The organism is Nitrospirota bacterium (genome assembly GCA_015233895.1).
Classification (GTDB): Bacteria; Nitrospirota; Thermodesulfovibrionia; order Thermodesulfovibrionales; family Magnetobacteriaceae; genus Magnetomonas.
Map to the genome: position 1 here is coordinate 203,632 of JADFXG010000001.1, position 19,638 is coordinate 223,269.

The 19,638-nt window shown below is 39.7% G+C and carries 15 protein-coding genes; 4 read left to right on the forward strand and 11 right to left on the reverse strand.

All coding sequences use genetic code 11. From position 1 onward, the window contains the following. Positions 1-140 precede the first annotated feature (140 nt). Entirely contained in the window at positions 141-2,666 is a 2,526-nt protein-coding gene (locus tag HQK88_00905; GenBank protein MBF0615353.1) for a response regulator, read from the forward strand. Here the strand turns inward: HQK88_00905 and HQK88_00910 are convergent. Next, a complete protein-coding gene (locus HQK88_00910; protein ID MBF0615354.1) occupies positions 2,637-3,650 on the reverse strand; it encodes a HAMP domain-containing histidine kinase in 1,014 nt (337 codons plus the stop codon). The genes HQK88_00905 and HQK88_00910 overlap by 30 nt on opposite strands. A 332-nt stretch (positions 3,651-3,982) precedes the next feature. Next, complete coding sequence (locus HQK88_00915) at positions 3,983-4,726, reverse strand: N-acyl homoserine lactonase family protein (GenBank protein ID MBF0615355.1); 744 nt, start codon at positions 4,724-4,726, stop codon at positions 3,983-3,985. Between the two features lie 124 nt (positions 4,727-4,850). Here HQK88_00915 and HQK88_00920 point away from each other — a divergent pair, with 124 nt between their 5' ends. Then, complete coding sequence (locus HQK88_00920) at positions 4,851-5,135, forward strand: AbrB/MazE/SpoVT family DNA-binding domain-containing protein (protein MBF0615356.1); 285 nt, start codon at positions 4,851-4,853, stop codon at positions 5,133-5,135. 287 nt (positions 5,136-5,422) lie between these two features. Here HQK88_00920 and HQK88_00925 read toward each other — a convergent pair whose 3' ends face one another. After that, the gene (locus HQK88_00925; protein MBF0615357.1) at positions 5,423-6,898 is read right to left on the reverse strand and encodes a PilZ domain-containing protein; all 1,476 of its coding nucleotides are present in this window, start codon (positions 6,896-6,898) and stop codon (positions 5,423-5,425) included. Positions 6,899-7,038: 140 nt separating this feature from the next. Here HQK88_00925 and HQK88_00930 point away from each other — a divergent pair, with 140 nt between their 5' ends. Together HQK88_00930 and HQK88_00935 are read left to right on the forward strand one after the other, a co-directional pair. Beyond that, positions 7,039-7,974: a MoxR family ATPase gene (locus HQK88_00930; protein MBF0615358.1), complete on the forward strand. Its 936-nt coding sequence runs from the start codon at positions 7,039-7,041 to the stop codon at positions 7,972-7,974. A gap of 35 nt (positions 7,975-8,009) precedes the next feature. Beyond that, positions 8,010-8,846 carry a DUF58 domain-containing protein gene (locus HQK88_00935; GenBank protein MBF0615359.1) on the forward strand — a complete coding sequence of 279 codons (837 nt, stop codon included), beginning with the start codon at positions 8,010-8,012 and terminating at the stop codon, positions 8,844-8,846. Here HQK88_00935 and HQK88_00940 read toward each other — a convergent pair. The 8 genes from HQK88_00940 to HQK88_00975 all read right to left on the reverse strand — a co-directional run bounded on the left by HQK88_00940 (position 8,843) and on the right by HQK88_00975 (position 19,197). Beyond that, positions 8,843-9,538 carry a glycosyltransferase gene (locus HQK88_00940; GenBank protein ID MBF0615360.1) on the reverse strand — a complete coding sequence of 232 codons (696 nt, stop codon included), beginning with the start codon at positions 9,536-9,538 and terminating at the stop codon, positions 8,843-8,845. The two genes, HQK88_00935 and HQK88_00940, sit on opposite strands and share 4 nt — an antisense overlap. Positions 9,539-9,561: 23 nt before the next feature. Then, a complete protein-coding gene (locus HQK88_00945; GenBank protein MBF0615361.1) occupies positions 9,562-10,581 on the reverse strand; it encodes an NAD-dependent epimerase/dehydratase family protein in 1,020 nt (339 codons plus the stop codon). 2 nt (positions 10,582-10,583) lie between these two features. After that, the gene (locus tag HQK88_00950) at positions 10,584-11,771 is read right to left on the reverse strand and encodes a nucleotide sugar dehydrogenase (GenBank protein ID MBF0615362.1); all 1,188 of its coding nucleotides are present in this window, start codon (positions 11,769-11,771) and stop codon (positions 10,584-10,586) included. Between the two features lie 275 nt (positions 11,772-12,046). Next, the gene (locus HQK88_00955) at positions 12,047-13,669 is read right to left on the reverse strand and encodes a glycosyltransferase family 39 protein (protein MBF0615363.1); all 1,623 of its coding nucleotides are present in this window, start codon (positions 13,667-13,669) and stop codon (positions 12,047-12,049) included. Between the two features lie 40 nt (positions 13,670-13,709). Next, positions 13,710-15,242 (reverse strand): YifB family Mg chelatase-like AAA ATPase, encoded by a 1,533-nt coding sequence (locus HQK88_00960; protein MBF0615364.1) that lies wholly within the window; start codon positions 15,240-15,242, stop codon positions 13,710-13,712. 133 nt (positions 15,243-15,375) lie between these two features. Continuing rightward, positions 15,376-16,155 (reverse strand): site-specific DNA-methyltransferase, encoded by a 780-nt coding sequence (locus HQK88_00965; GenBank protein MBF0615365.1) that lies wholly within the window; start codon positions 16,153-16,155, stop codon positions 15,376-15,378. A gap of 2 nt (positions 16,156-16,157) precedes the next feature. Continuing rightward, the gene (locus HQK88_00970) at positions 16,158-17,975 is read right to left on the reverse strand and encodes an AlwI family type II restriction endonuclease (protein ID MBF0615366.1); all 1,818 of its coding nucleotides are present in this window, start codon (positions 17,973-17,975) and stop codon (positions 16,158-16,160) included. A gap of 10 nt (positions 17,976-17,985) precedes the next feature. Further along, on the reverse strand, positions 17,986-19,197 hold the full coding sequence (locus tag HQK88_00975; GenBank protein ID MBF0615367.1) for a DNA adenine methylase: 1,212 nt from the start codon (positions 19,195-19,197) through the stop codon (positions 17,986-17,988). Between the last annotated feature and the right edge of the window lie 441 nt (positions 19,198-19,638).

Genomic DNA, 19,638 nt, shown 5'->3' on the forward strand with positions numbered 1-19,638 from the left:
TCTCACTCACCTTTATAATAGTCTTGCATAGAAAAGCGTAACAGCACAAAGGCATAGGTTATTATATGGAGGAAAATATCACAACAACAAGCAATTACAGTCTAATCCGCAGTTTGCCGTTTTGGGGGTTAATTATCTCTGTGCTGTATGCAAGCTCTTTTTGGGGATATTTGGTTTTTCATACCCTTGCTGAGCTGTTTTGTGTGATTATAGCATTTTGTATTTTTATTCTTTCCTGGAACACACGCCGGTATATGCAAAATAACTATCTTTTCTTTATTGGCATTTCATACCTTTTTATCGGCAGTCTTGATATATTGCACACACTTACCTATGAGGGTATGAATTTAATACACACTCACAGTACGGGAGAGACAATCGAAATATGGATTTCTACGAGATACATTGAGAGTATTTCCCTGCTTATTGCCCCACTACTCTTATACAAGAAAAGACTCAGCGCTTTTTATATATTTAGTGCTTATGTGATTGTGACCATGCTGGTGTTTGCCACAATTTTCATATGGAATAATTTTCCAGAATGTTATACAGAAAGAACCGGGCTTACCACATTTAAAAAATGCAGTGAATACCTCATTTGCTGCATTTTAGCAGTTTCATTGCTGCTACTGTTTAGGAGAAGGAGTTTTTTCGATAAAGATGTTTTAAGGCTATCTGCCGCCTCCATATCTTTTGCAATACTGACAGAGCTATGCTTTACAACTTACATTGGTTTATATGACTCGATTAACATGGCAGGCCATTTTTTTAAGGTGTTCTCCTACTATTTCATTTATAGAGCGATAGTTGTGACGGGCATTAATAAACCATTTGACCTGTTGTTCAGAACTCTGAAAATAAGCGAGGATTCCCTTCAAAAAATTAATACCGAACTCGAACAGAGGGTTGAAAACCGTACTATGTTGCTTTTGGAGGAGATTCATCAGCGGAAAAATATAGAGAGTAACCTTGCCCGTTTAAACCGTGTGTATGCCGTTGTAAGTGAGACAACTCATCTGATTGTGCACGTTTCCAATAAAGGAGAGCTACTGGATAAAATATGCAAGGTGGGTGTTGAACAGGGATCTTTCATGTTTGTAGCAATAATCAGATACAACGAGTATAACAATACTCTTGAACCTCTGACTTTTAACGGACATTCAGAGAGATATCCGGACTCAGTGACCCTCGTTTCAAAGTGTGATGACAAGAACCCTGATCCGGTTCAAAGAACCATTCAGACTGGTACCTTCTACATATGCAATGACATCAGTTCTAACGAACCCTGCGCTAAGAGGAAAGAAGAGGCGCTAAGGCAAGGGTATCAGTCTTATGCTGTGTTTCCCTTAAAAGTGTTTGAAAAAAACGAAGAAGCCATTATGTTTTACTCCGGGGAGCCGGATTTTTTTAGTGAAGAGGAAATCCATCTGCTTGATGAGTTATCCGGAGATGTTTCGTATGCTCTTGAAAATATGGAAAAGGAAAAGATAAAAAACCAGATAGAGCAGCAGAACAAAACGCTTGAAGAACAGCTTGTCCGTTCTCAGAAAATGGAGGTCATAGGGCAGCTTTCCGGTGGGATTGCCCATGATTTCAATAACATCTTATTTTCAATAACAAATTACATTTATCTCATGCTTAAGAACATGGATGAGGTACATCCACTAAGAAAATATGCCGAGGGCATACGGTTAGCCTCGGAAAAGGCATCTAATCTTACAAGGTCCCTTCTTGATTTCAGCAGAAAACAGGTAACTCAACCCAGAGTAGTTAATTTAAACGATGTTATATCGCACGTGGAGCCGATACTGAGGCGTCTGATTCCTGAGGAAACAGAGCTCAGAGTGGAACTAACAGATGATAACCCCAGCATAATGGCAGACCCCTCTCAATTTGAGCAGGTGCTTTTAAACCTTGTGGCCAATGCACGGGATTCCATGCCTGAGGGAGGATTTCTAATTATAAAAACTGTGCTTGTTCAGCTTGACAGGCCGTACATTGGTAAAAGTCGCCGTGATGTCAAAGGCCCGTATGCTCTTTTAGTTGTGACAGATACCGGCTGCGGAATGGATGCGGAGGTTATGAGCAGGATTTATGAGCCCTTCTATACGACTAAAGAGATTGGCAAAGGGACAGGTTTGGGACTTTCCACAGTGTATGGAATAGTGAAACAGCATAATGGCCTGATTAACGTCTATAGTGAGCCAGAATTAGGTACATCTTTTAAGGTGTATTTTCCGTTAGCAAATATCAGAGCTGAGCGGTTGAAGGTAGTGGAAAAGGTAGAGGTAAGGGGCGGCGATGAGACAATCCTGGTAGTTGAGGATGACCCTGAGGTTAGAAAGATTGTGGTAGAGCTGCTGCACGATGCCGGCTATAAAACTATAGAGACAGAAGACGGAAAGGAGGCTGTGGAAACTTATAAAACACACAGCGGAGAGATTCATATGGTAATACTGGACGTTATAATGCCAAAGATGAACGGAGAACAAGCCTACGATGAGATGAAAGCTGTAAAACCGAGTGTAAAAGCATTGTTTATGAGCGGCTACACCTTTGATGTTTTGTCAGGCAGGGAGTTCACAACAGAGAATTTTGACTTTATATCAAAACCGTTATTGGCAGAGGAGTTCTTGTCAAAAGTCAGGGAGATTCTTGATAAGTAGGGACAGGCGTACATAAGTGAGATAGTGTTGTCCCTTTTGCCGGAATACTAATTTGCCGTTGCAGCGCTTTAGAATGTTGTTTGTTATTTCAATGCCAAGGCCTGTCCCCCTTAGTGAATTAACTGCAAGCTCATTTCTGATAAACACGTAAACAAAGCGGGCATCTGACGACACTCTTATATTAACAAAGCCGTTTGAGTATTTAACTGCATTGTCAATGAGATTATACAGGATGTCTCCGATGTCGTTGGAATTTGCCGATATAACAAGCGGTTTAACATTTAAATGAAAGACGGTGTTGGTGTCAGAGAGTGCAAAGAACTCTGTTGCTTCTAAGATACAGTCCATCAGATTGACATCCTCCTTTACAGTTTTCCCCTTTTCTCTGAGCATTTTAAAGGTGCGTTTTAAATCACCCTCTATTTTTTCGGTAGTTGAAGAGAGCCTTTGAACAGCTCCTTTTTCGCAGGGATTTTCCTTTAGAATCTCAATATTTATTTTCAGAATTGAGAGAAAATTCCCTATCTTGTGGTTAAAAGAAAGAAGGAGCAGGTTAAGAAACCTCCCGCTGTGTTCAATGTCCCGTACAAATCTGGCAATAATCAAATACGTGATAAGAATCAGGGAAAGAAACAGCGAGGACTCTATCCCCAGAACTATAATGGCAAAATCCCTTATTTTATCCTCAAAGTATGCTCTTTTGACGTAAAAGTACATCAGGTTTCCGTTTACGTTTTCCTCGGCCAACAATGTCAAAGACCTCTCCTCAGTAAGTGTTTTATGGGTTGCCACGATATACTCCGGCAGTCCGCAAGATGTATTTTGCTTGTACTGGCGTATTGTTACAGAGAGTTTGTCTAATAAGAGTTCCTCCAGAGTTTTTCTGAAATACGTTACGCTTACAAAATTCAAAATAGCAAACCAAACCACACTGGTAAGCATAAATACAATCAGAATCTTGGTACCGGTGTGAAGTTGCTTCATACCAAGCTGCATTCAATCGCCTAATACCGAGTTGCAATCTAAACTATAATTTAAAGAGGAGATTACGACGTCGCTACGCTCCTCGTAATGACATATAGGGAAGCTCATGTACAAGCCCCACGCCGTCATTGCGAACCCCCGCAGGGGGTGTGGCAATCTCCTCTTTTGAGCGCAACTTGGTATAACTTCGTTGGCATGCGTCAAAAGCTCCTCAACGTACTAAAAGTACGCCTGCGTCGCTTTCTCCTTGCCGCCTTGTTATGCTTCTGACTGCAACTTGGCACAATAAGCCAGCACATCAGCAACAAAAGAGTCGGTAAGCCTTGAAACCGCTAAATAGTGTCAATGACAGCAAATTCAGGCTCATGAAGGGGTAAAAGAATATCAGCCATAGCTTTAACCTTAAGCAATATGTCGTAGGAGTCATAGACATTAACGTGGGTTCCCGGCGGAATAACCTCCATGTCCATTCCTCTTATAGCAGGGGGTGGGTTGAAATTTTCCATTATACAGCAAAACCCCGTGATAACGGCCTTACCTACCGGGGTTTCAACCATAACGCTCATACCGCCCTCGGTGTGGGCCGGAGTGTGAATCATGGTAATACCTGGCAGTATTTCAGTGTCTTTGGTAAGCGGTTTAATCTGCCCGCTTTCCTCCACCTCAACAATATAATCCTCCATGTAGCGGAAATCGAGAGGGTGGGGTTCATGGACTCTCACAAGCTCTTTTTCGTGGACGTAGATGTCAGCGTTTACACATTTATCATCGTTTTCGCAGTGGTCGTTATGTAAGTGTGTATGCAGGATAATGTTTATATCGGAGGGGGAGAGGTTCCATTTTGCAAGCCCCTCTTCAAAAGTATAAATCCTGGCGCCAATAGCTTTCTGGCGTGCTTCGGAACGCCCGGGAGCAGCCTCACCAGTATCAACGACAATTCTCACACCCTCGCCCTCTATCAGCCAGCAGTATATTGGGATGTTATACATTTGTCCATAGCCGAACTGATAGGTCATCATGGTTTTATCAAACAACTTTGACCCCATAACGATTGGATGAATCTTATACTGTGCCATAGCTGAGCCTCCTTATTGTTTTCTATTTTTGATTATACCAATTTGGCTTTAAAAAAGTAATTTTAAAAAGATGAAAGACGTATGTACATGTTGACAAAAAAGCGAGAATATTTTAGTATTATTTATGAAAAGTGTTGTTGTGTCATCAAAGGGTCAGGTAGCGATTCCTAAGGCAATGAGGGCAGATTTGAACATAAATGAAGGAGATACTCTCTCTGTATCGGTAGAAAATGGGAAGTTGATCTTAGAGCCTGCGGTTAATATACCATTTTCCCTGAGTTGGTTTTGTAAACCGGAAATACAACAACGCATAGCCAGTGCTCATGAAAACTTCAAAACTGGTAATTATAGTCAATATACTATAGATGAGTTTATAGAAATACTTGAGAAAAAAATCGGCACAGATTGAAAAGCATTATCATAGTTGACGTAGAGCCAAATTTTTGGTCCGATTTTGAGAACCTTCCTAAAGAAATTAAAAAAAAATTTAAAAAGCAATTCAAGTTTCTTAAGGAAAATCCTCAACACCCATCTTTGAAGATTCATAAAATTCAGGGAACAGATTATTGGGAATTATACGTTGACAAATTCTATCGCTGTGTTTTTACTAAAGAAGGAAGCCTCTATAGGCTTTACTGTATAGGTACACATGACGTGCTCAATAAATTAGAGGGATTATAAAAGCTACCAGTTGAACTAAGACTGAGAGTTGATGAAAATCTTGATAATTTCGCTATGCTCAGTTGAAAGCTCTATAAATTCCATACCGATAAGAGAGTGGTCGTACTTGCGCTGAATGGTTCTTGACAGGGCGTGTATGTTTTCGAGAGTTCTGTTTAGGAGCCGGAAAGTTACATAGAAATCCTTATTGAATTGGAATTCCTTGTCAGTTGAGGTTTGAATTCTGATAAAACACCCTTTAAGGCTTATATTTAAAATTACGGCCTCATAAGTTGAAATAGTGGCAAGCTCCAGCACCTTTGCAGGAATAGTGACCTGCACTCTTAGTTGCTTGCGCTTTGCGACCTTTGGGCGTTTAAACGCACCGTATCCCCATAGCTGGAAGCGGTTTATCACAACTTTTACCTTTGATGGGGGAACTATGGTTTTTACGGCATATTCGTCCAGCGATGTATCTCTCTTAATTGCTACTGTCGGCACTGTGTTATTTTGCCTGAGGACTGTGTAGGCAATAGGAGCGTTGATTCTCTCCCCTCTTTGTGTGACAATAGCAGTTTCATTATTTGCCAGCTGCACGTAGGTGCCGGGAGGATAAATGCCAAGGTTTTTTATAAACACAGCAGAAATATCAGGATCCAGGCTGTCGTTTTTATTGAGGAACAGCTCCTTTAAAGCAACCGTAGGAAGCATTGGCTGGCGGTAATACCTGCCGGAAACTCTGGCACAATAGATGTCAGCCAGCGCCACTATTCTTGATACCTCAGCTATCGCCTTGTCTTTAAGCTTTGAGGGATAGCCGGTACCGTCAAGCATCTCATGGTGCTGAAGCACGGCTGTAAGCCACACGTCATCTGTAACGCCATGCCGTTTCAAGAGCTTAACACCCTCTAACGGGTGTTTGTTTATCTCCTCTTTCTGAAAGGGAGAGAGCGCCTCCTCCTGAAAGTGAAGTCTTTCCTGAAGTTCTACCATAGCTATATTCATAGTTAAAGCAGCACATATCAGAGATGTACGGCCCTCCTGACTCCAACCCATTTTCTTGGCAACTATTTCGCACACTATGGCTGTGTGAATGGGATGCTTGACCGTGTATCGGGACTCATGTTCAAGCATAATGGTTCCAAGGGCTAGGTCCTCATCAATAGAGCAGACATCCTGTACAATTTTGGCAGAATTGTGGATTTTCTTCTGAAGCTCTCTTTCTCTTTTTAGGTTTTCAAATAATCCATCTATTTTTATGTTTAAAAGGTCAAGGTTTTCAAACGGCAGGTCAGAGTCAACTATCTTCTCTATGTCAATGTCTTCGTCCTCTTCAAGTACAGCGTCATCTCCCTCTGGATCTATCACAAGTGCGCGGGAGATTTTGGCAACATCCTTTTCGGTCATGACATAACCGCGCCCAAGCATCAATTGGCCGTTTTCGTCATAAATCGGCTTCTCGAGGGGTTTACCTACCATAGACCCTGATATCCTGAGTACTCGCATCTTCATCGCTTCAACACCACCACCATGAAATATATCATTGATTGTGTGTTTTTATCAACAGGTATAATTTAGATAAAATTCGTTGCCGGCGGGAAAATTTCATCTTTGCAACTTCAAAGCATCCTGTGTTACCATACTGCAAGAATATGACGGAAATTAAAAATGAAGCCATTGCGGGGATTTTAAGAGAACTTTCAAAGTATCTTCAAGGTAAGGAAAATGCTTTAAAATTATCTCTGATATCTTTTTTTTCACGCGGACATCTTCTCATTGAAGACTTGCCGGGGCTTGGTAAAACAACACTGGCTATTGGCATAGCGCGGGCACTAGGGCTCACATTTGGCAGAATTCAGTGCACAAGCGACCTTCTGCCAACAGACATTACAGGCCTTTCTATTTTTAACAAGACTAAGGGTGAATTTGAATTTCGTAAGGGACCGATTTTCAGCAACATCGTTCTCGTTGATGAGATAAACAGGGCAACCCCCAAGACCCAAAGCGCTCTCCTTGAAGCTATGGGGGAAAAACAGGTAACTGTTGAGGAGACCACCTATAAGCTCTCCAGGCCTTTCTTTGTTATAGCCACCCAAAATCCCATCGAACACTACGGGACTTTCCCCCTGCCTGAGTCTCAACTGGACAGGTTTATGATGAAAATCGGTATCGGTTATCCGCACAGGGCAGCCGAGATGGATATCATGAGAGGAGGCAGCAGACGCGAGGAGTTGTATGCGTTAAAGCCGTTTTTAAACAGTGAGGAATGTACTAACATTCAGGACGCCATTCGTAAGAACGTTTATATATCAGAAAAAATCCTTGACTATTCAATAAACATAATAGAAGCAACACGAACCAGCAAACACCTTACAGCCGGAGTATCCACCCGCGGTGCACTGGCCTTAGCCAACACAGCCAGGTCACATGCCTTCTTTAACGGCAGAGATTACGTTATCCCTGAGGATATAAAAGCGCTGGCGGAGTTTACCATCCCACACAGGGTGCTCTTTAAGGAGGAGCTTGACACAGATAGCAAAAGGGAGATAATAAGATCGCTCTTAGAAAAAATTCCCACCCCTCTATAATAAAAGTTAATAAAGCCGGTACTATATATATCGTATTGTCAATACTTATCGGTGTTTCAGCCACCAACACGGGCAACAATCTCATATACCTTATAACTGCTGCGATTTTAAGTTTTATGGCCATCTCCGGAGCGTTTGGCAGAAAAAATATCTCTAAACTTCAGGCCGTGATTGAGTTTCCTGATGATTTGTATGCTAACATGGAGTTTCCACTGCGTGTAACGCTGATTAATCAAAAGACATATCTGCCTGCCTCCCTTGTAAGAGTCCGAGTCAGCGGTAACGAAATTCTGTTTCCATACGTTGCACCAAACGCTAAAGAGCAAAAAACCGTGCAGATGCAGTTTCCTCAAAGAGGCCTTACAACCATAGACTCCATAGAGGTTTCCTCGGTTTACCCCTTTAACCTGTTTACCAGATACCGTCAGTTAGAAACTAAAACCGATATAATAATATATCCGGAACCACTCAGGTGCAGCATCCCCGTGGTAAGTGAAAAAACAAGACTTTCCAAAGGTGAGAGTTCCTCAGACAGAGCAGGCTATGACTCAGAGCTAATCTCAGTACGGGATTACGTGGCTGGTGATCCTCTTAAATACGTTCACTGGAAAGCAACAGCACGCACAGGCAAACTTAAGACTAAAGAATTGTCCTCGCTGACGTTTCAGCCGATAGTGATTGATTTTGAAAATTTTCCGTCTGAGTCGGTAGAAACTAAAATTTCCGGTATAACTTACTTAATAGTTGAATTATCTAAAAAGAAAACACCCGTTGGACTTAAAACCAAAGGTAAGTTTTTTAAGCCGGATACCTCGCCTGCCACAAGACGCACCATACTCAGACACCTTGCCCTGATGCCCAAAACAGACTAATGACTTATAGCGTAAAAGTACCATTTTAGATATTTAGGAAGCCATTGTATAATCTTAAACCGTGACTGTCCCTTTTCTCTGTCTTTCCATGTGGTTGGAACCTCGGTGATTTTATATCCTGATGTGTAAGCCTTTGCTATTATTTCCAGCCCAATCTCAAACCCGCCGTCACTTTGTATTTCAAATGTATCAAGCATCGTACTCCGGTAAAGTTTAAAACTGTTTGTAGCATCATAGGTTGGAACACCGGCAAGCAGTTTAAGCGTAAGTCCTGCAGTTCGTGACATTGTTTTTTTTATTATGCCGCCACCTATTTGCTTTCCTCCTTTGCAATACCTGCTGCCGCAGACAAGATCAAACCCGGCATCCATCAAGCTGCACATTTTATCAACATCACCGTAGTCGTCAGACATGTCTGCCATCGTAACAAGTTTATAATCACCAATGGCAGTTTTTAATCCCCATTTGATTGCCTCACAGGCACCTTTTTGGGGGTTTTTCAAGAGCTCCACCGCTGCCCCGTTTTCCTTTAACGCTTTTACCACTGGCACCGTGTTATCATCGTCATTGTCATACACAATGTATATGACATGAGGGGTTTTAACCGTATTTTCTATCACCGAAATTGTAGCAGATATGTTTTCCGCTTCATTAAAAACAGGTATGATTATGGCAAGTTTATTCTTTATCATTTTGATAATTAATGTAACTTAAACTAAATTCCACCTATCTTTATCTGCTCGGCTATCCACGGGATTACCTCATCAAGCGATTCACTGAGAGTTGTTGTTGCCTCAAACCCTAAAATCCGCTTTGCCTTTTCAACATTTGGTACGCGCTTTTGTACATCGTACTGAAACGGTTTATCGGATACGTATCGAAATGGTTTGCCGGTGTTTATCTTATTCCAGATCATTTCAGACAATTCGATTACTGTGGTTGACTGAGCGGTGGATATGTTAAAGTCATCGTTAATGGATTTTTCATTTTCTATACACATGCGGATTCCTCTTGCCAGGTCTCCGGCATAGGTGTAGTGGCGGATTTGATTGCCACTGCCCAGTATGTGAAGCGGGTCTTGTCCCTTTAGTACCTTTTGCACAATGTCCGGGACAACGTGGCTCATGGCAAGTTTCACGTTACCGGAGAGAATCTCCCTCTCCACTTTTGCTCTCTTCTCTCCAATACCAACGGCGTTAAACGGCCTTATTATCGTATAGGGCAACCCGTATTGTTCGTGCGCACCCTTAGCGAAGTACTCACAGGCAAGTTTCTGAAACCCGTATGTGGAAAGAGGCGGAGGACATTTTAGCTGTTCTCCCTCAGGGGTTGGGTATGTGCTGGTGCTTTCAAAAACCATAGAGGATGAAAGAACATTTATCTTTTTCAACTTCTTGTTTTTAAATGCCCAGAGTGCCGCATCAAACGATGCCGCTGTGATTCTTTCGTTTTCAGCTATAAGGTCGTACGCCAGCTCATGAAACATTGATATGCCGCCAATGATTGCAGCAATTGCCGCCATCTGGTCACAATCCGATATTAACTCCTTAAGCAAATCCACATTTTTAACATCGCCCTCAACAAACCGGTACGATGGGTTAGTATCATAACTTTTTTCCACTTTGCCGTATTTAGAGAAGTTGTCAATTCCAACAACCTCATGCCCGCAATTAAGCAGCTCCTCAACCAGATAGCCGCCAACAAATCCGGCTGACCCCGTTACCAGTATCTTCATAATTAGAAATATCCCCCTTCACCAAAAAAATTCCATATATCCACCAGCACCTTTGATGTTTTGTCAATTTTGAGCCCCTTGTAGTTGCTGTGAGGAGCGCCAAGTATCAGAATATCAGATGCCTCAATACATTCATCTAACGATATAAGTCTGTCATCTCTGACATATGGGTCAGTGCAGAGCACCTCTTTTGCCTCAAACTCAAGGATTTTTTTAAGTTTATAAGAAAGTGACTCCCTCTCATCGTCTATATCCCCTTTAAAGGCCATTCCGATGATTCCCACCCGCTTTTCCTTAAGATTATACTTGTCTTTCAGGCGGCCAACGATGAAATTAGGCAGTCCCTCGTTAATGAGCATAGCGGCATGGCCAAGGAAAAACTTATTATTGCTGAAGGCGGCAAGCTGCATGGTGTCTTTAAAAAGGCACGGGCCTGCAGCAAATCCTGCTTTGGCAAACCCTGCCATCCTTGGGTAATGGTGTACTGCCGCATTATATACCTTATAGAAATCAACATCGTTTTGGGTAGCCACCTGATAAAACTGGTTTGAAATCGAAAAAAGAATATATCGCCATACGTTTGTAAAGAGTTTTGTTAATTCTGCTTCAAGAGGATTCAGCCGGATAATGTCTGTGGTGAGGGCGCTAAAAAATCCGCTTGCCTCATTAAATGATTTATCATCAAAGGCTCCTATTATCTGTGGCAGACTGCTTAGCTCCTCCATGGCTTTACCCTCTGCGATTCTTTCCGGACAGAAGGTCAGTGAGACGTGCTTGCCGTATGACTGTAAAAAATCCCGAATTCTTTCCGTAGTTCCCGGATACACGGTGCTTCTGAGTATAATGTGATGGGTGTCTGAGATATTATCCATAAGAGATAAAAACAGCTTTTTGAAAATTGTAAATTGAGGGTTCAAATGCTCATCCACCGGAGTGCCAATTACAATAACGACAAACTTACACAGACGGATATCGGCGTTATTATTTGAAATGAACAGAGTCTTGTTCAGCACCTCTTTGAGGGCACCCTCAGCACCTGATTCCATAAACGGCACCTTACCGCCAGAGACAGTTTTAATAGCCTCCGGGTTTATATCTATTAGCAGGACGCGTTTACCAGCTTTTGCCATAGTTATGCCCATAGGCAGCCCAATGTGCCCTAAGCCGCCAACTATGCAGAGATCGTACAACACTTCCACGTCAACGCCTCCTTGTTCAAATAATAATTTATGCTGTATCTCCGGACGTTGCAACTGTGCAACACGTATGCTAACAAAACAACTCAACTATGTCAATAAAAATCATATACCAAAATCCGCTGCACCTATAACTTAAACTTGTCTCGTAATTCTAATTTTAATTCAGAAGTATAACAAGGCGGCAAGGAGAAAGCGACGCAGGCGTACTTTTAGTACGTTGAGGAGCTTTTTGACGATGCCAACGAAGTTAGACGATTGAATTAGAATTAGGATAACACGTCAAAAACTACAATCAAACTGTCTTCATAAACCGGTTTACCAAACACGTCGGTATAAGTTTTAATCCACGGCGTAACATCTATATACTCTACGGGATATCCTGTCTCTTTTTGAAGATTTTTATGAAATACTACGTATTTTATTTTTGAGGGTAATGATTTATAAAGGCTTACATGATAAAAATGCCTGAAGGCAATTCCTTTTTTTAGAACTGGAAGCTCACCCGATCGTGTCCAAGCATAGAGGCCGCCAACAAACCCTATCATAACATATTGGCCATGTATGAACTGATAGTTAGTATAGTTAGTGTTACAGCTCCATTCATAGTACCATGGAACTTCTAAGATAGTTATGTTGCCTTTAGGTAGTGTTGCCAACTGATAATAAAACTTTGGAATTTTTTCGGGATGTAAACTGTACTCAGGGTTTGTATCGCCATAATAAGCCTGAAATTTAGGATGATTTGTCCAGTTATTAGGAAAGTAATAAATGTTTTTTAATGGATAAAAAAAAACAAACAAAGCAAAAACCGTAAAGGAAACCATATAAGAAAATATCCTGGATTTTGTGATATTTTTGATAAAATCGTAAAAAGCGATAAATCCTGCAGAAAGTAACAAGATAACAAAAGGTTGCAAAGACAGACAGTATCTGGCAAGTACCATTGGTATCGAAATATTGCTGGAATTGGAAAAAATACTGAAAACTAACTGCAAAACAAACAAAATAGACAGATAGAGCAGGAATTTTTTCGGAAATTTTACAATTGACAGTATTCCAGCAATTATTAACGGTAAAGCCAAATAAAGTATCCAATAATTATAAACCCCTATGAATAACTTAAATGTTTCATAAACAGTATCAAGCGATACCCTGTCATGCCCTAATTTCCCACTAAGATCACTCATTCCTACTACTACAGGTAACGATAACAATATGCCCAGAGCTGCTAACACAATAACAAACAATTTAATTATTTCTTTAACAGGGATGTCGTTTTTATATATCAATTTATCTCCTACCAAAATACACAATGGTGCAAACAAAACAGGCAAAACCGTAAGGTGAAAATACGGGCCAATAATGGCACAAACAATGTACGTCCATAACCATCGTTTGTCCCTGCCGCCGTGCAGCCACTTATAGAAAGCGATAAGACCTAAAAACGAAAAAAACACGACAATAACATAAGGCCTGGCATACCGGCTGTAGAAGATATGTATAGGAGATATTGCTAAAAAACAGGCAAAAACATTTCCAACCCTGCGGTTTATAAGATTGCGTACAACAAGAGGAAAAATAACAAGCGAGATAATGCCAAAAAACAACTCAGGAGTGCGCACTACCATTTCAGAAAGAAAAAAGTTTTCAGCCATAAATTTATAATATGCGGCAAGAGGAATGCAGTAGTCGCAGAATCCAAAATGAGAGAATATATGGTGGTAACTAAACGTAAAAATAGCATGAATTCCATGCCACTCATCATCGGCAATGATTTGCTCAGTTATCATGTATAAACGAAGGAAACATCCTGCAACAACAGGAAGTATTAAAACGTATTCTCGTTTTAAGAAAAAAACAATTCCGCTATTGGGTTTATCTATAGACATATTGCGACAATCTTATTAAAAGCCTCCGAAAAAACTATCATTAATGTACAGATCTGTCGAGGGCTCTGTACTGAATAGCCTCCGAGACGTGGTGGGCTTTTATTTCCGATGAGGCATCAAGGTCGGCAATTGTCCGTGAGAGTTTTATGATTCTTGAGTATGCTCTGGCGGAAAGCGCAAGGCGCTGCATGGCCATATCAAGAAGCTCTGTGGCAGAGTCGTTAAGGGTGCAGTATTTTTTTATTTGGCGGGTCTTCATTTGAGCGTTAGAAAATATCTTGTCGTGTGCAAACCGCTCTAACTGAATTTTTCTGGCCTCTGTTATGCGTTTTCTGATTTGATCTGATTTCTCACCCGAATAGTTAGACGATAAGTCCTTATACGGCACAGCCGGCACCTCGATGTGTATATCAAATCTGTCCAGAAGGGGGCCGGATATTCTTGCCCTGTACTTATGGATTTGCGGGGGAGAGCACGAACAGGGTTGGCGGGAGTCGCCAAATCTTCCGCATGGACAAGGATTCATAGAGGCTACAAGCATAAATCGGGCAGGTAGATTAATTGTGGAGGCTACGCGGGAGACGGTTATCTCGCCGTCTTCCATGGGTTGCCTGAGAGCCTCGATAACGTTTCTTTTAAACTCCGGCAGCTCATCCAAAAACAATACGCCGTGATGAGACAGTGAGACCTCACCGGGACGGGGAATGTGTCCGCCTCCAATCAGTGCGGCATCAGATATTGTGTGATGAGGGGAGCGAAACGGTCTAGTTGCTACAAGGGGTTGTTTATCTCTCAGAAGGCCTGCCACACTGTAGATTTGTGTTGCCTCAATTACCTCGGTAACTGTCATGGGGGGGAGGATTGATGGAATTCTGCGTGCCAGCATGGTTTTACCAGAGCCCGGAGGCCCCATCATTATGATGTTATGGCCGCCTGAGGCCGCTACCTCAAGCGCACGTTTGGCGTGTTCCTGACCCTTTACATCTTGAAAGTCTTCTTCATACAAAAATCCGCTATTATCCATTGCCGCCAAATCTACAGTTGGATAACTTGAAAGTTCCTGGCCATTTAAGAAATCAACAACACCGCTAAGACTCTTCATTCCATAGACCGACACACCGTCAACAATTGCCGCCTCTGGTGCATTTTCCGCAGGCAGAATTACCCCTTTATAGTTTAACTCCCTTGACTTAATTGAAACCGACAGACTCCCCTTTACGGGTTTTATGCTGCCATCAAGCGAAAGCTCTCCGGTCAGGATGTAATCATTTAATTTTTCTGCGGGGATGGCGCCCTCGGCTGCCATAATACCAATAGCAATAGCAAGATCAAACGAGGCGCCCTCTTTTTTCAGATCGGCGGGAGCAAGGTTAACCGTGATTCTCTTAAGCGGAAACGAAAATCCGATATTTTTAAGTGCCGCTCTCACCCGCTCCTTACTTTCTTTAACCGCCATATCGGGAAGCCCTACTATCGAAAAGACCGGAAAACCCTTTGACGCTATGTCTACCTCCACCTCCACAATATAGGCATCTATCCCTATCACCGTACTGCTGATTATCTTTGACAACATTGTGGCATAATTATATAGATAGTATGGCATAAATTTCAAGGGGTCTGAGACCCAAGGCAACAAAACATGGCTGTTTTGCTTTACTCTTCTTTATGTTATATTAACCTTTACAGATTCACCTTCTCTTACCATATTAAGTGTGTTCTCCCCTTAATCTTTTTTCAGCGATCCTCACATATTGCGGTTCTTTCTCGATTCCAATCCAGTTCCGGCCATATTTTTGAGCTACAACAGCAGTTGTTCCACTTCCCAAAAATGGGTCCAAGACAATATCATTCTCATTTGAGCTTGCTAAAATGATCCTTTTTAACATCTCTTCTGGTTTTTGCGTTGGATGCAAGGCTTTTCCGTCTTCGCCTCTTGCTCGTTCTTTGCCCTGAACCAACGGCATTTCCCATAAATCACGCATTTGCTTCTCTTCCCCATTTTTTTGTTTTTCCGGATTAATTGCCTTTATTTTTTCATAATTAAAAGTCCACCCGGAGCCTTTAACTGCCCAAACAACAAATTCAGTTGAATGGGTAAAGACACGTTTTGTCATATTTGGCATTGCGTTTGTCTTATACCATGTGATGATATTGTTTATCTTAAAATCGAGTTGTTTTAAAACAATTATTAATTCTGCTATATTGTGGTAACTACACGCAATATAAATTGACCCCGTTTCTTTCAAGACGCTATGACAGCCAGCAATCCATTTTCTGGTAAACTGCAAATAGTCGGGTGCTGTCATCTTGTCCCAGTGTTCATTGACCATGTACCAATCTCCTCCGGTTTTATTCCCTTTCCATTTCAAAGCGTTACCGGAAAGGTTATAAGGCGGATCGGCAAAAATAAGATCAATTGAGTTTTCATCAATTTCATGATTTAAACATTTTATACAATCGTCATTGTAAATTATATTTTTTTTCATAACTAAAAAGTAAGGCTTTCCTGCCAGGACGTAATACTCTTTTGTACACTTTTTACCCACTCATTTGAATCTGACAAGACCTCCGACTTTTCTAAAATCTTATCATAGAGACGAAAAAGGTCATTATGTTTTAAAAGCTTTCCGTGTTTTTTTATCTCAACAAGTATTTTTAAAAGCTCAATGAAATTATTAATTGATAATGGAACAATTTTTTGTTTACGCCCCTCATATTCATATTTAATTGCAGTCCAAAAAGTATTTATTGTGTCTCTGTGCAGTTTTGGAGCAACGAATAAGCAATAAGTACTTTTATCAATATGTTTGTTCTCGAAATCTCTTAAATGACGCATTACCGGCTGTCCTTCATTGTACCACTGATTACGTCCTGTAAGCATTGTAACCTCACAAATAGCATTGTAGTTTTCATAAAAACATTCAATGTCCGGAATATTTGCAGGGGCAGTAAAAGTTGGCTCATTATCATCGCCCACGGGATAATTCGGTTTGATTTTCAATGCATCATTTAGCGCATTAAGTCCAAGCGATAGAAGTTTTTCTAATAAAATTGGCCTATCATCAGCCTTAAAGATATTTTCTAAATCGTTAATGCATATTTTTATTTGCTCAATTTCTTGTGTTTTTTGTTGGTTTTGTTTATCTTGTAGTTCCCTTCGGTAGTTTCGTAAATCACTAATAAATCTTTTTAAACCATCCTCCTCTAAATCCTTATAATTCAAAAACGACTTCGGTGTTATTCCTGTTTCCTTTTCGTACAACCTTATGTCGTCTATTAGCGTTACAGCAATTTCAATAAGTTTTTCAATAGTTTCCCATGGCAGTTTTGGTTTGGAAATGTTGGAAATATACTCTATATAATCCTTTTTTGAGATAAAAACTTTTGATTGTGCATTATCAAAATTAAGCAGGTTCTTAATTTCTATTGACCGTCGTGGCTCTAAATCAATATAAACACCACCTCCTCGGATGTAAATATAACGTGTCAAACGAAAATATCTAATTGCATTATCTCCATAATCTTTTAGGTTTTTTAAGAGTTTTTGAATTTTTATAGTATCTGTTGTCTGTAAAAATTCTTCTGCAAAAACATCTCTATATTTACTAAAAATAGTTTTTTGTTCCTGCCTTGTTTTACCTTTTAGTTTTTTTCTCAACGAAATAATTTTTTCGGAATACGAGTCTATGTCTTTATAATTAACAAGCGTTGGACAAAATAAAGAAAATTCCTCCTTACTAATTCCCTTTTCTTTTTCTGCTAAAATCCCTGATTTGTTATTTACTTTTTGAATAAGGTGAAGGATACCGATAAACGGTTTTATGTCGTATCCGTCTTTAAGGTTATAATCATCGCTATCAGGATTTGGTATTTGCCACTTTATAAAACTTCTAAAAAAAATCTCTCCAAGATCAAAGTCATCATTTAAAAATAGTTTGCCTAAACTTGTAATAAAAATTTTTTTATCTTTTAGTACAACAAATCCAAATTTCTTAAGCGGGTTTATAGACTGCCTGCCTCTCATTGCAGGATCTTCATAGTTTTTAGCAATAAAAATCTTTTCAGCCTCTTCAAAAGAAATTTTTCTGGTTGGATCATCAATCAAATCAATTTGTACTTGCGATAATCCATTATAAAATTGATTATTTCCAAAGCCGTATATTCTTTCTTTAATCAAAAGAATCTGGTATTTTCTTTGGTTTTCTAAATCCCATTTGCAATTTCCAAGTTGATTTAAAACGATCAAGAAATCTCTTAAGCGCTCAGGATTTCTCAGAGTTGTTGTTATTGACCATGTTTTTTTCATATTAATATTATTAGTTTACTTTACAATAAAAAATACGCTCTGCGTTACCATCGCCATTGCTCTTTCCAGTACTGAAGGCCTTGTAATCTCTTTCAAAAATTTCAACCTCCCCTTTATTTAACAATATTTGCAAAATATCATTATCACTCATTCTGGCATTTGAACGTCCATCTTTAGAATCGCCTGTATTATTATAAGAAAATAGAATATGTTTACAATTTGCATTTTTAATTAAGTCATCAAATGCTTGAATGGCATTTTTTAGACAATATGAACTTTTGATGTGTGAACGATCCATTTTTTTAGCTACACCCTCAACTGTTGGTTTTTTCCATTGCGCTACATTTTCTAATAAATGATACGCATCAGAATATTGACGAGAATTGTATGGCGGATCAATATAAAGAACATCGCAAGTAATTTGTCTAATCAAAATATTTGCATTCTCTTTATAAACCTCATTATTTCCATTATTTAGATAATCAATATCGGGGACTAATAACTTTATGGGTTGCAACATATCCAAATCTTTACGAAAAGCGTCATAATGTCCAACTGTATTTGCAACTTTATCTATAGCGTAAATTAAGGAACAGATAAGAATATTTTTTACTCCCTCTATTTTCTCTATTTTCTCTATCTCTTCGCGAATAGCCCCAATTTTTCTGGCATTTTCCAAAGAAAAATAATTATTTCCAAAGTGCTCTGAAAAATAATTGTCTTGTTCAACTTGTAAGTTGTTAAGATAATGTATCTTTTCTGCAATATCTCTGACATTTATTCTTGTGCCAAGAAATGCTCTTAGACACACGTAATTGCTATATAGAAAATCATTAGAAATAACTCTTATTTCTGGTTTATTAAATCTTTCGCCAACAACACCGGTGCCAGCAAAAATATCGCAAAATGACTTAATACTACTGCATTTTTCTATAACAATATCTTCAATAAAACCGAGTAATTTATATTTATTGCCTAAGTATCTTCTGTTGTGTAATTGGAAAGTATCTGCCTTAGCTTTAAGAAAGCGAAGATACGGTCTGTTAATTTTTTTTATGTTTGCATTATAAAGAGGCTTATCTATTTCCAATAGGTCAAACAAGGTAGTTTGAATCCCATCTGAAACATAATCAAGGCCGTTGTCTGAATCTTTTAAGTTTAAGTAAAAACTATAATGCTTGTTTTCAGAAATAATAATAAAATCAATTACAGGGACACCCATTATTTCTCCTGCTTGCACAATCCTTGTAACAATTCGCTGATCTTTTTCACTTGGTATGGAATTACCGGATGGGTGGTTATGGACTAAAATTATACTTGACGCATTTAATTCAGTTGCTGGATAAAAAATTTCTCTCGGATGGATTAGTGTTTTATCAAGTAAACCCACACTGACAATATCTTTTTTTATTAAAACATTTCTTGCATTGAGATAGAGGCAAATCAAATATTCCTTTTTTTTATCTCCTAAATCATAAGTCAAAGCATAAGCATCATTTGAGTTTCTGATAACAACGTCTCTGTCTTTATTCTCTTCATAGAATCTTTTCACCAAAGAAATTGCTGAAATAATTTGTAAAGCTTTAGCTTGCCCAATTCCTGAAATCTCTAATAAGTCATCAACAGTAATAGTTAGAAAATTCTTGCTAAATCTCCTAATAAT